13 protein-coding genes are annotated in these 15,958 nt (G+C 38.2%); 8 read left to right on the top strand and 5 right to left on the bottom strand.

The features are described from left to right. Positions 1-209: 209 nt before the first annotated feature. A complete protein-coding gene (locus FTT63_RS13465) occupies positions 210-995 on the bottom strand; it encodes a DUF4393 domain-containing protein (protein WP_180192415.1) in 786 nt (261 codons plus the stop codon). Positions 996-1,306: 311 nt separating this feature from the next. On the opposite strand from FTT63_RS13465, the gene FTT63_RS13460 reads away from it, so the two are divergent. The 3 genes from FTT63_RS13460 (at position 1,307) to FTT63_RS13450 (ending at position 4,530) form a co-directional block, all read left to right on the top strand. Beyond that, the gene (locus tag FTT63_RS13460) at positions 1,307-1,531 is read left to right on the top strand and encodes a hypothetical protein (RefSeq protein WP_180192414.1); all 225 of its coding nucleotides are present in this window, start codon (positions 1,307-1,309) and stop codon (positions 1,529-1,531) included. 125 nt (positions 1,532-1,656) lie between these two features. After that, entirely contained in the window at positions 1,657-3,147 is a 1,491-nt protein-coding gene (locus FTT63_RS13455) for a DNA cytosine methyltransferase (RefSeq protein ID WP_373685683.1), read from the top strand. 63 nt (positions 3,148-3,210) lie between these two features. Continuing rightward, positions 3,211-4,530, top strand: a complete 1,320-nt coding sequence (locus tag FTT63_RS13450; protein ID WP_180192413.1) for an MvaI/BcnI family restriction endonuclease — start codon at positions 3,211-3,213, stop codon at positions 4,528-4,530. 23 nt (positions 4,531-4,553) lie between these two features. On the opposite strand, the gene FTT63_RS13445 is transcribed toward FTT63_RS13450, so the two are convergent. From FTT63_RS13445 to FTT63_RS13435, 3 genes are all read right to left on the bottom strand, one after another. Beyond that, on the bottom strand, positions 4,554-5,018 hold the full coding sequence (locus FTT63_RS13445; RefSeq protein WP_180192412.1) for a very short patch repair endonuclease: 465 nt from the start codon (positions 5,016-5,018) through the stop codon (positions 4,554-4,556). Between the two features lie 602 nt (positions 5,019-5,620). Continuing rightward, positions 5,621-6,685, bottom strand: a complete 1,065-nt coding sequence (locus tag FTT63_RS13440; protein ID WP_180192411.1) for a hypothetical protein — start codon at positions 6,683-6,685, stop codon at positions 5,621-5,623. A gap of 1,680 nt (positions 6,686-8,365) precedes the next feature. Further along, the gene (locus FTT63_RS13435; protein WP_180192410.1) at positions 8,366-9,346 is read right to left on the bottom strand and encodes a replication initiation protein; all 981 of its coding nucleotides are present in this window, start codon (positions 9,344-9,346) and stop codon (positions 8,366-8,368) included. Positions 9,347-9,687: 341 nt separating this feature from the next. Here FTT63_RS13435 and FTT63_RS13430 point away from each other — a divergent pair, with 341 nt between their 5' ends. Both FTT63_RS13430 and FTT63_RS13425 read left to right on the top strand, forming a co-directional pair. After that, on the top strand, positions 9,688-10,329 hold the full coding sequence (locus FTT63_RS13430; protein ID WP_004728244.1) for an AAA family ATPase: 642 nt from the start codon (positions 9,688-9,690) through the stop codon (positions 10,327-10,329). Continuing rightward, on the top strand, positions 10,329-10,619 hold the full coding sequence (locus tag FTT63_RS13425) for a hypothetical protein (protein ID WP_180192409.1): 291 nt from the start codon (positions 10,329-10,331) through the stop codon (positions 10,617-10,619). The genes FTT63_RS13430 and FTT63_RS13425 overlap by 1 nt, the downstream gene beginning before the upstream one ends. Before the next feature lie 469 nt (positions 10,620-11,088). On the opposite strand, the gene FTT63_RS13420 is transcribed toward FTT63_RS13425, so the two are convergent. Beyond that, the gene (locus tag FTT63_RS13420; protein ID WP_004282171.1) at positions 11,089-13,485 is read right to left on the bottom strand and encodes a glycerophosphodiester phosphodiesterase family protein; all 2,397 of its coding nucleotides are present in this window, start codon (positions 13,483-13,485) and stop codon (positions 11,089-11,091) included. An 835-nt stretch (positions 13,486-14,320) separates the two neighbouring features. Between FTT63_RS13420 and FTT63_RS13415 the strand changes: the two genes are divergently transcribed. From FTT63_RS13415 to FTT63_RS13405, 3 genes are all read left to right on the top strand, one after another. Next, positions 14,321-14,608, top strand: coding sequence for a BrnT family toxin (locus FTT63_RS13415; RefSeq protein WP_180192408.1), 288 nt, complete (start codon positions 14,321-14,323; stop codon positions 14,606-14,608). Then, positions 14,595-14,909, top strand: a complete 315-nt coding sequence (locus FTT63_RS13410; RefSeq protein ID WP_179990980.1) for a BrnA antitoxin family protein — start codon at positions 14,595-14,597, stop codon at positions 14,907-14,909. The genes FTT63_RS13415 and FTT63_RS13410 overlap by 14 nt, the downstream gene beginning before the upstream one ends. 190 nt (positions 14,910-15,099) lie before the next feature. Continuing rightward, on the top strand, positions 15,100-15,660 hold the full coding sequence (locus FTT63_RS13405; protein WP_174660698.1) for a hypothetical protein: 561 nt from the start codon (positions 15,100-15,102) through the stop codon (positions 15,658-15,660). Positions 15,661-15,958: the final 298 nt, after the last annotated feature.

Raw genomic sequence — 15,958 nt, 5'->3', positions numbered from 1 at the left:
TTAAGTTCTTTATCCGACATAGACACCAACATATCAAACCGTCCGCTAAGAAAATTGCAAAAGTGCATATTCTAAAAGCGGACATTTTTACTTTGGAGAAACCGGACATTTCTACTTTGGGCTTACATTTTCAACTTCGCATAACGTGTATTATGTTAATTTTAGAAAATCTTAATCACGAATAACATCACATTACCTAAGTCAGTAAGTTATTTGTAGACTGCTTTAAAAAACATTTCTCCAAGTTTAGTAACTTGTATCATTCCCTTTTTAACTTCATATGGTGGATCTCCCTTTTCAATATTTTGATATGTAAAGTCATATGATGGCTTTCTTTGTTCAAAATATTCAAAATGAGGAGCATATAAACTTTCATTTGTAAGGTAGCGTGCAGGGAGAATCTCTAAGAGTCCAACTCCAACTAAATTACTGATATAAGCACCAATATTTTCTGGGAAAGTCAACGATATATCTGGAATTATAACTATAGGGGTTTCTAAATCCATTCCACCATTTTTTAGATTTAAACGTGTTGTTATAAAAGGGATAACTTCTTTAGGTATTAATGATTGTAATAATTTAGCCTCATCTGGAGATAAATTATTAATAATATTAACAAAGCTAGGATGTGCTTGATTATTTAATTCTTTAATTGAAGCTTTTGCTAAAAGTTCGATATACAACTTTCTTAATTCTTCATTTGTTACATATCCAATTTTTTCAAGGATAGGCATTGCAACTTCAGGAGGAGCTATAGAAATCTGTTCAGGAGGAACATCCTTCAGACGATCTCTATATGCCTCTAGATTATCTTCTAAGGCTATCTTAGCTCGCTCATTTGCCCACATAATAGGCCACATTAGTGTTACACCCAATCCTAATACTGCACCTAAAGCAATACCTACATTCTGTACACCAGGTTTAGCCAAATCTCCATAAATTTCTTTTATTAGATCTGCAAATGGTTCTAAGCCAGAAGTATCAATTAAAGTCATGATTCTATATAAATAATTGTTTAAAATTAGAATAATAATCTAAAATCTATAAAAAGAATTTTATATATTTAACATAATGGCGATTATACGAAATCAAAATGTAACTCCAAAATAGAAATGTCCGGTTTCTCCAAAGTAAAAATACAGTTGGCTTCGTTAGTGAGGATGAACTTTTAACAGACTGTAATACTGTTGCATGTGCAATTGGCTGGGCAACTACCTTAAAGAACTGGAAAGATGCCGGTTTCTATATAGATTCTTTAGAAATTACCCAGGAACAGTTAAGTCATCCAATGAGTAAGCCACATACTATGGCTATAATTAAATGGAAAGGTAACCCTGCAATTGACTCTTATGAGGCAATTCAGGCAGGTCTGAACCTTCCTATAGGAATGGCTGAGGTTCTTTTTGACTATAACAATTATGCAGATGAAGAACTTACAAGTCCGGAGACAGTAGCCGAGAGAATCAGGGAATTCTGTGAAGTTCCTGATGATGAACTTCAGGAGCTTATTTGTGCCTATGACGATCACTAAAAAATCAGAAAATACACTAAAGTAAAAGAAGCCCTGACCTACATTCAGGGCTTCTTTTTTACCATCCATTTTTTAATGGAGAGTTTATAAGCGACAATGAATATTTGAGCTTATATCTGGGTCAAATGAGTGATAAAATATCACTCAAAATACCCAATATAGATTTACAGATGAAAGAGCTTTTGTCCCAAGCTGATGACCTGCATGAAAAGTACCTGATCCAGGAAAATCAGAAAATTGAAGAACACAAGATACTGGTCAATCAGGTCCTGGAGTCCTACGACCAGAAAACTGTTGCTGAAATACTTCGTAGGGTAGGACAATATGACTGGACCCGTGAAACACTGAATAAATGGCTCAATGGAAAGAGTGCACCACGGGCACTAAGTGAAGGCGAAGTAGAAATGCTTCAGCAAAAAATGCTTCCAAAGCCACCAGCCCACCATCCGGACTATAAATTCCGTTTTATTGATCTGTTTGCAGGTATTGGCGGGATCAGGAAGGGATTTGAGGAAATCGGCGGACAATGCGTTTTTACCAGCGAATGGAACAAGGAAGCCATCCGGACCTACAAGGCCAACTGGTACTGTGATCCTCAACATCATAAATTCAACGAAGATATCAGACAGGTTACGCTGACTGAAGATCCGGATATAGACATCAATGAAGCTTATGAACATATTGATAACGAAATTCCGGATCATGAGGTACTACTGGCCGGTTTCCCATGCCAGCCGTTCTCTCTGGCAGGTGTTTCAAAAAAGAACTCCCTCGGCAAGGCACATGGTTTTGAATGTGAAGCACAAGGAACACTGTTTTTTGATGTGGCACGTATTATTGCAGCAAAACAGCCAGCTATTTTTGTACTCGAGAATGTAAAGAACCTGAAAAGCCATGACAAGGGAAAGACCTTCCGTATCATCATGAAGACGCTGGACGAGCTGGGCTATGATGTTGCAGATGCTGACGCGAGTGGTCCGAATGATCCAAAAATCATTGACGGCAAGAACTTCCTTCCCCAGCACCGTGAGCGTATTGTACTGGTAGGCTTCAAACGCAGCCTGGATATCAAGGGCGACTTTTCCCTGAAAAATATCAGTAAACTCTTCCCTGAAGTCCGTCCGACCATACAGGACGTTTTAGAAAAGGAAGTAGAAGACAAATACATATTGACTGAAAATCTCTGGAAGTATCTTTACAACTATGCAAAGAAACATCAGGCTAAAGGTAACGGTTTTGGCTTTGGTCTAGTAGATCCGAAAAATCCTGGCAGCGTGGCCAGAACCCTTTCGGCCCGCTATCATAAAGACGGTTCGGAAATCCTGATTGACCGTGGCTGGGATATGCAGCGGGGAGAAGAAGATTTTGATGATCCTGATAACCAGAAGAACCGACCGCGTCGTCTGACACCACGGGAATGTGCCAGACTGATGGGCTTCCAAAAACTGGATGGAGACGACTTCTTCCGTATTCCAGTTTCAGATACACAGGCCTACAAGCAATTCGGTAACTCGGTTGTCGTGCCCGTCTTCACTGCCGTTGCAAGGTTGCTGGAACCTTACATTTTACGAGCAGCAAAAATTAAAGAGCATAAAAAAGATAAGATTTCTGCGTAAAATCTATAAAAATCACTCAAATAGGGGTACGATCCGGTCAGAAGAACAATGACCGGATCGTATATGGCGACTATCAGGCAGATGTCACAGACAATGCAGGCCCTAGGGGCAACCCGGATCCTGCTCAAACCGCTTTCCAATAATGACAATTCCAAACAGCAAATCTATTTTGGGGGAAATTTTGAAGTTCTTCAGGATTTTCCACTGGGAGAGATCCGCGCAGATGGAGAATCCAGCAAGGGTCCGATATTCAAGGCACCTCTCAAACTGTTCTGGATCACATCGGAAGGTGAAACTGAAGAAGCCACAGGTTCCCAAATTATTCTCTATCCCAAATATCCGGAAATAAGACTTTCCGGATTCCTCCGTGGCTGCTCGCTTGCCCCAAGCAAGATCATGAAACCACCGACACCAGAAGAACGTGCACTATATGCCAGCCAGAAAAGAGGCATGATCCTAGGATTGGCTAAAGACAGAGTCTTTGCCTATACAGGATCATGGGATGAGAAAATTTCAGGGGAAATTCAGGAATATGCCGAACAGAACCAAGACAGACAGGTCCTGTCAGTTTTTTATGAATACTACTCTAGCCTTACAGACAGTCAGGAGCTTCTGATTGGAAAACTCAAAGATATCTATTTAAAGGGACCAATAAGCTCCAGAAGATTGGACAAAGACGGTACTGTTATCTTATACGAGGCACCTAATGGAGCTGGTTTTACCCTCGAGTGCGAATTCGGCATCATTCCAAACGGAAAGGCCAGTCCTGATTTCTTGGACTGGGAGCTAAAAACAAGATCAAAAAGTAGTACTACCCTAATGACTCCTGAACCGGATATCGGACTCTATCGTGACAGCTATGCAAATTTTATGGATACCCATGCAAACCGCAGACAGCCACATCAGCTTTACTTTACTGCTAAACACCAAGCTGGAATCCGAAATCCGGAAACCCATCTGACTCTTTTTATTGAAGGATATGATCTGAAGAAAAAGAAAATTACCCTGAGCGAGGGTGGCTATTTTCTAAAAAACGACAATGGAGAAGTTGCAGCTGGGTGGACCTTCAGCAAACTGCTCAATCACTGGAAGAATAAACATACCAAAACTTGCTATGTTTCCTACACTAGCCTCAAACTTGAAGGCTCTACCTATTACCAGTTTGGCCCAAAGGTGTCGCTGGCTAAAGGAGCAAGTATTGAGAAATTCCTGGATGCCCTGGCGACAGGAATAGTGGTTCATGATCCTGGATGCAAATATGCCCTAGATGTGAATACAGGCAAATGGAAACAGAAAAAACGTAACCAGTTCAGGGTGTCAGCAGTCAATTCAGCTTGTCTATATGATGAATACAAGGAGCTTGACCTGTCATCAGATAAATAAGTATAGCTGTATTACTTGAAAAATCATCTGTCTCCTGGAGTGTCACGTATTTCAAGAAACTGTCTGTCACCTGCAAGCCAGTCAGCAATTGTACTGACTACTTTTTCCGGATCTTTTTTGGCTCCCCGAATACTGCATTCCCAGACAATGCAGACTCGCCAATTACTAGCGCGCAGGATATCTACAGCTCTGGAATCATTCGCCTGATTACGGCAGATTTTTTCCTGCCAGAATCCCGTCCGCGTTGCCGGTAACCTGAAAAGATGACAATTCTGATGACCATGCCAGAAACAGCCGTGTATAAAAATCACTGACCTGTATTTTGGCAAAACAATATCAGGTTTTCCCGGAAGATCTTTTACATGAAGACGATACCGAAATCCTTTTTTATGAAGCAAATGTCTGACTAATAATTCAGGCTTTGTATTGCTACCTTTGATTCCAGCCATCATACGGCTGCGTGTAGATGGATCAACAATGTCTACCATCTATCTCTCCTAAGCTATATTCGAAACTTAACAGAATGAAACTTCAACAATATTATTTATATTGAACATTTTTCATTTAATTATAAGTACTCGTGTCTAGCTAATATTTAACATAAAAACTCTTATACGAACTTCCTTATTTATTTCAAAAAAACCCCTGTCGTACACCTGAAAGCTCAAAAATAAAGTTGTTCAATTAAACAATCTATATTATGTTATTGTTTTATATAAATTATTTTTTTAAGAGTGTAAAACTAATTCAGCAAATAAAATTACATTTCAGCTTCAAAAAAACCCCTGTCGTACACCTGAAAGCTCAAAAAAAAACCCCTGTCGTACACCTACAAATATATTATATTTGTTTTATATCAATAGCTTAAAATTAGTTTAAAAAATTGGTGTATTTTCATTTTTGCTCGCTTTAAAAAAATATAAGAAAAATTTGATTAAGAGTGTAATCTATTTCAGCAAATTACTGATTATTATTTAATCAAAAACATATTTTTATGGCATAAGCATCTGATTAATTAGCCATTTTATCTAACTATAAGGTGTCTACAAAATTGGTGGCTATTCAATTTAAAAATAATTTAATAGCATCATCAATTTAATGTTTCGGCAAGCATTACTTCATCTACTTTTTTATTACGGTTCTCGACCTTCATTGTCTCAAGATTAACGTAGTTAAAAATTGGCATATATTCGCCCTTTCGGACTAATTCGAGGGGGATTTCTACACCATATTGATCAAAAAGGTCTCTCCGCTGCCGGTATTCATTCAAATTGTCGGCATAGTTCTCCAGCCGCGGCAAATAAACTAAATGCGGTGGGGCTATCTCAATTTGCTGCCACGATTTTTTAACTTTCCTGCGTACAAAGCTTTGGGCGAAATGCAGCAATTCTCCTGATTGCTGTCTATTACTTTTAAAAACGGCCCATGCTTCAATCATTTTGAAAAAATTACGCAAATCTGCCCTGTTTTTTTCAGCTGCTGCATTGCGTTTCTGACTAATGAGCTTATTCACGATAGCCATTAATCTTGCTTTCATTCGCAATAATGATTGCTTGCTGTATCTCCAAGACCACGAGAAAGATTTAATTCTGTCCTTATATTCTTTTTCAGTCGGCTTGTAGACCTTATGATCTGTACGTACAAGCTCAAAAGTCATGTGCTGCGTGACTTTTAGAGAAATAGGCGTATTTAAAACAAATTGCAGCGGCTCCCGATCTTTGAAATAACCATAGATTAAGTCAATTTCAGCCTGTATTTCCGGTTTAACCCATGAAAACCCCTGAAATCTCTCCTGCAATTCCTCAATTTTTTCACGCTCTTTAGCATTCACGATCTTTTTAGGCTCTACGCCACACTGCAAATTGAAATCCCTAGTTCGAGGAGTCGTGAACAGCAAATGAATAGTCCATTTGTATTTTTCAAAGACATCACGTTGAACGATACAAGTACAAATCGGATGACCTTTTTCAAGGCGGTAATTCCGTTGACGTGGAGTAAGCTTTAAGTCATAGCGATCTGTCAGCTTCTCCAGTAGCCCTTCTACATTGTTAAAAATGGTTTTTGTATTGCCATCCAACCAATCTTCATATTCCTTCCAATCAATTTTTGCGTAGAAATATGCCCCATTAGCCACATGGTCAGCGATTCGCTGCATCGTAAATTTTGTATGAGGACTAAATACAATCATTGCTATTTATGTAATCAAGGGATTTTCACTAAAAATACCCCATTTTCTCGTAAAAAACCACATTGTAATCTAGTAAAAAGAAAACAATGCTTTTAGAGGTTTTTAGGGCGAAGCCCTGCTATGCGAAGCATAGCCATAAAATCGAATTTTTCGGGATATTTGTAAGAGGGTAATAAGTAGTTCCTGCAAATCAGGATAGACGACTTATTTTTTATGTTCTATGATCAATTCATCATCAATGAAGTGTGTCTGACCAACGCGCATTTAAGACTGACCGACCGTGTTAGTTTTAGTGTGCGCAGGCACACTAAAACTTTGATTTTTTAAACAGCTCATAGTCAAACTTCTAACCAATTTTTGACTACCTGACGAAGCGGACTGCCGGAGAAATTTGGCTCGGTACGCTTTGATGGGAGCTTGAGGGACGCAATGCCCTCATTCGATCCAATCCTATTTAACTAGGTCGGGGAAACCCGTCTTTAGTGAAGTTGGGCGACAAGGAAACGGAAGCGTGGTGACACGTTGGTCGGGAAGTAATTCCCGATCTAGGCTGAAAGGGCCGAAATCCTGTTTTGAAGATATGGTCAGGAGTTTTAGGAAGAAACTCCGTTAATACCCACCGTTCTATGCAGATGTGCGTAATGTTTTGCATAGTGCGTGCCACACACGATGGATTCCGAGGTAACCGAGAGGTTATCGGGGCGCTGAGGCGAAAGCTGGATGCGTTGCAGGCACTTTCTTGTTAAACGGTGAACTCGTCGTGAGACGTTCCGTTGAAGCTCGAAAGGTTGATTGATAGCTCAAACGTGACAATGGGGGCGCACAACCCCCTATGTGGATTGCAAGTGCTTTACCAACAAGAATGATGATCAGATTAATAATGCGTTTTTTGGAACTGCGAACGCAAAAATAGGGAATTTCTTCGGACATTCTGGTGATCTAGTTGATAAGCGTACTGCAAGTTAAGACTTCAAGACTAACTTGTGAATCACATCCTTCAAACGTGCAAATTGGTTAGGCGCGAAATATTGAGGAAGTGAGGGAGCGATCTTGAGTAGCGCATATAAAACGGTTTTTAAATCGTGGAAATTGTGCCTGAAAGGGTAAGAACCATAGCTACCGTTCGGAGAAATCCGTTGTTAAGGGAATCGTGGTTTTGCGAAAGAGTGATGTTGGGATATGCAGAGGTGCATATTGAGTATGTGCTCACCTGGTGGTAACAGCCTTGTTGAGTTAAAAAAAATCAGAAACGGTTAAATGGGGATTGGTCTCCCCTACTGTTCGAGTTGGTCGCTTGAACTAAACTAAGTTGATGAAAATGCAGAGCTACAACTGTGTTGGATGCCTTGTTCTTATGCAAGTAGTATCTTTGTGGCTATTTCTCAGTACAGAAAACTGAGGTTCACTGTGGACTTTGCTAGCAGAGGAGTTCAGCCGTTCCAGAGTCGGTTGAATCAGGTGTAGATTTAAAAACACATTATCAAGGCTGATCCCCATAGGGGACAGCCTTACCTAATACAGCAATTAACTTCCAACCTTCGTCAAGATAACGATTAACTTCAAGTAATTTTCTAGTTTAAATAACCAAAGTAAATTGAACATAACGACAAAGAAGATCACCCCAAAGAGGCTGTTATCTGATAAGGCTCACTTGTGCATTTCTTTAACCCATGCGGAGACTGAATTTCTATGCACACCCAATTTTTCTGAAATTGCTTTGATAGTCATACCTTCAGATTTCATTTGAATAGCTTGCTCTCGCTTCGGCTCATACTGTGCCGAACGTACAATACCACCTTTTTTACCACCCTTAGCCCCACGCTTTGCCTGTATCTCTCTGAACTCACCATAGCTAAACCACTGCCAAACCCACTTAGCAATGCTCTTGGCCGTAGCTTTTACCTCACTGTAGGGTAATGGCTGCTCAAAACCGCTGTTAATCGCTTCTATTTGCGATCTGACGGCTCTTTCCCACTCATGGCTAGAGTTGTGGTGCATGTAATCCCTAATCGCCTTATACGCCCAATGACGGCCTTTCTCGAACATTGTAACGTTACGTCCCAAGCCGACAACTTCGAGCTTTTTCGGTAGTTTCTTCGGCAGGTCTACAAAGTCCGCAAGGTAGTCAAGTGAGTACGCTTGTTTTGTCCAATAGGTTGTCCGCCATTGTGGGTGCAACGGGTTCTTGGTGATCAGTTGTGAGTAGCCAATGTCAGCACCTAATTTGAGTGCATAAGCGTAGTACACCGCCTGTGCATATTTGATTGCTTTTACACTCGCAAACTCGCTTGTGCAAAGTGGTATTTCAAGCTTGTAGCAGTGGTGACAATGCCCATTCTCAGCGTTCTGTGTTGTCCAAAAGGGCTGTGGCAAACCTGCATCAAACCACGATAAAGCAGCATCTTCTTTGTCATCATCGAAGATAAAGTAAATTGTGGTCAGGGGAGGATTTATCTGAATGTAGGGCTTTTTAACCGCGATGGATTTAGTACGGATGAGCATGTAGCCAGGCTTCTCATCCATGCAATATGGTTTATTTGGTAGACTCTCGAATAGATCGAGTTGCTGCTGTGTCCCCAATTCCGTTCTAAATTTAGTCAGCTCTGAGTGACTTTTTGTATAATCCATGTTTACTACTTGAGTAAACCGCCTTTGTTCTTTGCATATATCAAATTTGTGGTATATGCTTATGACAGACACAAGACGGGTTTACCTCCTTATTGTTGTTAAAGATACGAGCCTCGATGATTACATTCCGCCAAGTTTGAAAATCATCGGGGCTTTCTTTTGTAAGAATATAACTAATCAACAAAAAATTTCAATCAATAAAACTATATAAAATAATAAATTATCAAGATAGTTACGTAAGTTGCGTAAGTTAAATAATCTTATTGTTTATAAACTATTGATCTAAATAGAAAACTTTATATAATGACTTTTAAATAAGTTACGTAAGTTAAATAATCAAGATGATAATTTTAGTTGGTGGTGAAAAAGGAGGGTCCGGTAAAAGTTGCCTCGCCCAAAATTTAGCTGTGTATTTACAAGCGAAAAAGAGAGATATTTTATTATTGGATGCTGATCCACAAGGTACTACTACTGATTGGATTAAAGAACGTGATGACAACAATAAAGTAGAAAGTATTCCTTCAGTACAAGCTGCTGGGAACATCCGTCAAATATTATTAGACCTGTCTAAACGCTATCAAGACATTATTATCGATGCAGGTGGTCAAGATTCTGAGGCTTTACGTTCAGCAATGACTATTGCAACCCATATGTTATTGCCATTTCGTCCTAAAAGACGTGATCTAAAAACATTGGTTCATGTTGAAAAGTTGATCCGATTAGCTAAAGCTGTAAATCCAGAGCTTTATACTCGAGCAGTTATTACGCAATGTCCAACTTTACCAAGTCAGTTTCAAAGAATATTAGATGCCAAAGAAGCATGTGAATCTTTTGATTTGATTCCACTTAACAATTTTACGTGTAATCGAAATATCTATGATGATGCTGATGAAAATGGATTATCGGTCTTTGAAATGTCATCTGATGAAAAAGCTAAACAAGAAATTGAACAAATTGCTAAAGAGTTTTTAGGAGATCTTTAATGGCGCTTAAAGGCTTAAAAAAATCTGAGCAAGGTTTAAACGAAGAAAAAATCAAGGACTTTATTCAAGGTTCAACTAAACGTATTAAGAAGATAGAGCCAACCCAGCAAACTTATAAAAGATATACCTTCTCTTTAACTGAAGATGTCAATCATCAAATAGATACTCTTTTGGTGAATTGTAGAGTTGCTAAGGCCAATCGTTCTATCATTTTAAAAGCTGCTATTAGTCAACTAGAGAAGCTATCTGCTGAAGAACTACAAAAAATCGTATTAGATCAAATTAAGTAACTTACGTAAGTTACTTAATTTACATAAGTTAATGCTTTAAATTTTTATTAAGTAAACTTGTGAAATATTGCTTACTTATTAATCGTTGAACACGCAAAATCACTAAAAAAGCCTAAGAGTGTGTGCTTAGGCTTTTTTAGTAGATATAAAATCTTGATTAAAAAAAGGAAATCAAAGTCATTTCGTATAAGGTGTATTATGTTAATTTTAGAAAATATTAAGGATGGGAATAGAGAATGGTAGAAACAGACTAAAAATTAGCACAGAACGGATGTTGTTATGCTTGATCCTGATCGGTTAAAAATACAAATTTAAAATCAATAAAAGGTGACAACTACCTTAATACTTACCGAACAGCATGCTTTATCAATTTTTATTGACTTAGTTAAAAAAACCCACTTTACAGTGGGTTTTTACTACATTAACTCATCAAGGTGATGCTCTAAGAATCTAAGCATATGTTTTAATTTTATTGAATTGTTACAGTGACAGGTTTTGCATAAATCGTATAGGTGTAATTTGGTGCCATCGTATATTGATAGCTTGGCATGACATAAGCTGTACCTTTTTCAGTAAATGTCAGCCCTTGGCCATTTTGCGTATATTTAGCCGAATTTGGCAAAACCAGCATATTTTTAACAAGGTAATTCGATTTCGTTCCAATTTGAGTTTGGATTTCTGCATTGATTTCTACAGGCTTGCCTGCAGTGGCTATGAGCTGACTTGCTGTATTCAATTTTACCGCCAGATTTGAAGATTCATGCGCATAATCAGTCGTTAGACCATGTGTGCCTTGTACATACATGCGGTAGAAGTCATCTTTATTTAAGCGGAAAGTCCATGGCCAGAAAGTCACGCCGCGCTGGCTCGCCATCATCATCAGCTCTTTATTTAAACCAGAAAAAGAAGGATTAAAAGTAGAAGAGTATTTTTGTGCAGCATCTAAAATGCGGCGCGTGTTGACAATATTGCTTTGAGCTGTTGGCGTACTGGTCAAGTATCCAGTGGATACACCAGGAATTTCATTCTTCATATGTAGAATTTGATCCCCAACGAAACTGATGACAATCGCTTGATCATAGGCATTATGCTTATCTAGCAATTCCTTAATTTTTGGTACAATTTCAGGTTTTGAACTCTTTATTTCAATGAAGTTTGTCACATTTGGGTATTGTTTTACAGCCGCAAGAATTTCATCCATTGTCGGTACTTTACGTCCATTTGGAATGGTGCGTAAGTTTTGAATTTCTGCGAGTGTCAAATCTTCAATTTTGGCATTTACACCTGTAGTGCGTGTTGTGGTTGAATCATGCATGACCACGACATGATTATCTTTAGAAAGATATACATCGTACTCAACCGCATCTGCGCCAACTTGAATCGCTTTTAATGTGCCTTCTAAAGTGTTTTCATCCTCAAGCGCAGGAATACCGCGATGGCCTGTAATCAGCGGTTTGCGCAGCAGCGTGTTCGGCGCCATTAATTTCATAATAGAAAGAACGCTGTCGGGCTGCTCGGTGTAAATACCGTTTACACCTGTGCTTAAGAACTCTGCTGCTGTTAATGGGCTGCTGCTGTCTAGGTTTGCCCACGGTGTAATCAGCAGACGCTGTAAATGTGAAACCACTTCTGTTTGTACCAGATGCTTAGGCAGAATCACAATTTTTGCAAGTGATGAATTGGTATTGTGGGCAATGGTCACAATATCCTTAGTTGAGCTGCTCAGCCCAGTTTGTTTAGAGTAATCGAGCGCGGTACGCAGTGCTGGAATTGCAATTCGCGCTTTGCGAAGAAGCTCTGGCTGATCTGAAAGCAAGGTAATATCCGCCAGATCATAACTTTCGCCCAATGTTTTTAGCTTATTAATGGTCTGTTCATTTTGAATGCGTAGCAGCGGAAGTGTGCGGCGTGTTGAGTCATTCAGATAATCACGTAAAGCCATGACTTTTTTCTGCTCAGTATTCAATAGATTTAATTGTTCATCGAGCTGATAGGCAATGTGTGTTGCTGCTGTAGAGGAAATGCCGTTCACGGGTGCAGGCTGTGCAATGGTTGGCGCCATAGAAACTGGCAGATTATGATCAATAATTTCGGTAACACGGTTTGATTCTGGCAGAGGATCAAGCTGTTCTGTAATTTTGATGGCATCTACTTTCATCAATAAGCCAGCAGTAGAGAGGCCAATTGCGCCTTGATCTAAATTATAAGGCAGTGTGGTGTCTAAGACTAAATTGTCATCAATATAATGGCGCACACGTTGACCATGCACAATCACAGTCGCTTTATACGACTTATTGACCTCCATATTTTCTTTATAAGCAGATTTATGCAGCACATTCCACGCATTGGTAGGCTGGCGCAGCGCAAGTTCTAGACCGCTGGCGCCAGCTGCATCGGCGCGAATTGCAAATTGATAATAAGGCGTGAAGGCAGGTTCAGCATAGCTGTCAGCAGCGCGGTAAATAATACTGCCCCAGCGGCCACCATTATTTCTTTCTAAATAAGTAAATTCGATATCTATGCGATAGTTTCTGAGTTTTTGATATTCAGGTGACAGCATTAACGTGGTCATTTGTGTGTTATTGGCGCGCCCATCAATGAATAAGCTGCCGTCTTTGACTTCAACCGTGCCTGCATTTGAGCGCAGTGTTGTCCATGCTGCTGGCAGCGCTGTGAGTTGATCGAAGTTTTCGTCTAAGTAGACTTTAGGTACAGGAACTTCTTCTTCTGGTGTTTCTGGCTCTGGAGCTGGTGTTGTCGGTGTTTCAGGCAGGGCGGATGATTCATCTTTATCATCATTGTCGTTGCAGGCAGTTAAATTGAATGCCAATAATATTGCTAAGCTCAATGAAGTCAATTTAGTCATTATGTAGTCTCAGGTTTGATTTTTTAAAAAGCGATTCAAACTTAAGAGTTGAAAATGACACTTTGGTTGATTTGTCATATATCTAAACTTTGCTTACATATTAATGATTTATGAATTCATAAAATTTTAATAAAAATAGATTAAATAAATATGATCAATATTTAATCAAAAAGTACATTGTTGTGATTTATCAACTCATCCACTGCTCAAATTATCCCCAATTTCTGCGGACAACCCTTGGGATAAATCTCAGCCAATTTTGTACGCTTTGACTTACATTCATTCAGGCTCTTTGCGTCTATGCCATTCTTCATCAATTTTCTATTATGAGGACATAGAGAGCTGGATGCTCCAGATAAGAATAATAAGATCAGATACAGGGAATGTGAGGTACGACAGGAGTTATACCAACGCATCAAATATGTAAAAAAGCCTAACAGGATGTTGGGCTTTTTTATTGACTAAATTAACCTTTGAATTGCATTTTTTTAGCCTTACTACCGATTATTTAACTATACGGAAGAAAGAATACCTTTTATTTAACATAAAATCTCTTATTCGCAATTTTAAAAACTAGAATTTTCCACCAATTCACCATCCATTTAACATAATGGATATTATACGAAGTACACTTGTATATTAATTTAAATATCAACTACTTAATAAAAATAGAAAAATCCAAAAATGCCCAAAAAGCCGACTTTGAAACAAGTCGGCTTTTTTATGAGCAGTTTTGGAATGTTTTGCCAATAAATTTGACTAAAAATTACGCTTCTCAACTTGAGTGATACAATTTTATGATACATTATTGTATATACAAATTTGAATGTTTTTTATGAAACAGTATTTTGAATGGGATGAGGCTAAGAATCGAAAGAATCAGAAAAAGCACGATGTCTCTTTCGAAACTGCAAGCCTTGTTTTTGAAGATCCATTACGGATCTCAATCCAGGACAGATATACCGATGGTGAAGAACGTTGGCAAACCATTGGACGAGTTAAAGGCGTACTAATGTTATTGGTGGCTCACACCATTTTTGATGAAGATGGCTGTGAAATCATACGAATCATTAGTGCAAGGCAAGTGACTAAAGCGGAGCGAAACAAATATGAGCATGGTTAGATACTCACGCAAAGAGCTGAATGAGAAATTTGGTGAGAAGCAAGATGCTGAAATTCAACGCTTGCTTGCTAAAGGCACGGTTCCTGATGATCAGCTAGATCTATCAGATATTCCTGAAATTACAGACTGGAGCAATGCTGTACGTCATAAACAGTTCTATCGTCCTGTGAAGCAACAAACTTCCATTCGTTTAGACGCGGATGTACTTGCATGGTTTAAAGCTCAAGGCAAAGGCTATCAAACACGAATGAATGAAATTTTACGAGATGCTATGCTCAAAGAATTAAAAAATCATCAATAAAAATGGGAGTTTAAGCTCCCATTTTTGACTTCGCATAACGTGTATTATTATGTTAATTTGGCTTTTTTTGCATAAATATTCGTAACCATATGATTTGAAAGGGTTTATTTGATTCTTAATCCAGTTTTTAATTTAATAAAATCAATGACTTATATATTTATACAACAAAGCCGTTCTAAAGGGATAGTAGATGGATGTTTGTAATTTGGATTGGTCAATTATTGCTACCTATCAAGGTGTGATGGGAACTTATTTAGGAGTAGCAGCAACAATAGCATCACCAATAATAGTTGCTATTTATATTTATAAAAAATGGCATGATCAGAAAGGAAAAGAAGTTATAGCTAATGAAGCAAAGGAAATTTTAAAAATAGTAGAAGAGTTAAAAAATGACTATATGTATAGATACGGAAATATGGATAGTTTAATTAATTATAAAGAACTTTTTAGCAAAGAAGATTTATCTACTAATAGAATTAATAGCTCTAGAAATGATAGGAAATATAGAGATAGGGTAAGATTGCTATTAGAAATAATTGAAGATAAAGATATAGAAGCAGTTCAATCTGATATAAAAAATTATGGATTTCAATATATCCACCAAGAAATGCGTGTTGATAATGAAGAAAAATTAAAAATTTTAGAGAAGAAATTAAATCTTTTAGTAGATAGTCTGAATGATTTAAATCGAATCCTCATAGAGTATATGATGTATAAAAAGGAAATTGTTTTTCGATCTAAAAGCGCATAGGCGGAATACACCTCACACGTTTGAATAGCCACCAATTTTCTAGGCATTATTTAGTTAGTTAAAATGGCTATTTAACATAAAAACTCTTATATGAAATAAAAAACCTAGGCACCGGCCTAGGTCTTAAATTTAAAAAAATACATAAAAATTAAGGTTATAGTCTTAATTTTTCATGTTATTCCAAAGTAGAAATGTCCTATCTTAAAACCAAATAGAAATGTCCTATACAGACATTTCCAAGTCAAGCACAGGATTCAGATTTCGTTGTTGAATTGCTGTTTTCTGTGCACGTCTTCTT

The organism is Acinetobacter sp. C15, from assembly GCF_013420645.1.
In the GTDB taxonomy this organism is placed as follows: domain Bacteria; phylum Pseudomonadota; class Gammaproteobacteria; order Pseudomonadales; family Moraxellaceae; genus Acinetobacter; species Acinetobacter indicus.
Note: the sequence above shows the minus strand (reverse complement) of the source record. Positions and strands in the feature narration are given on the sequence as shown.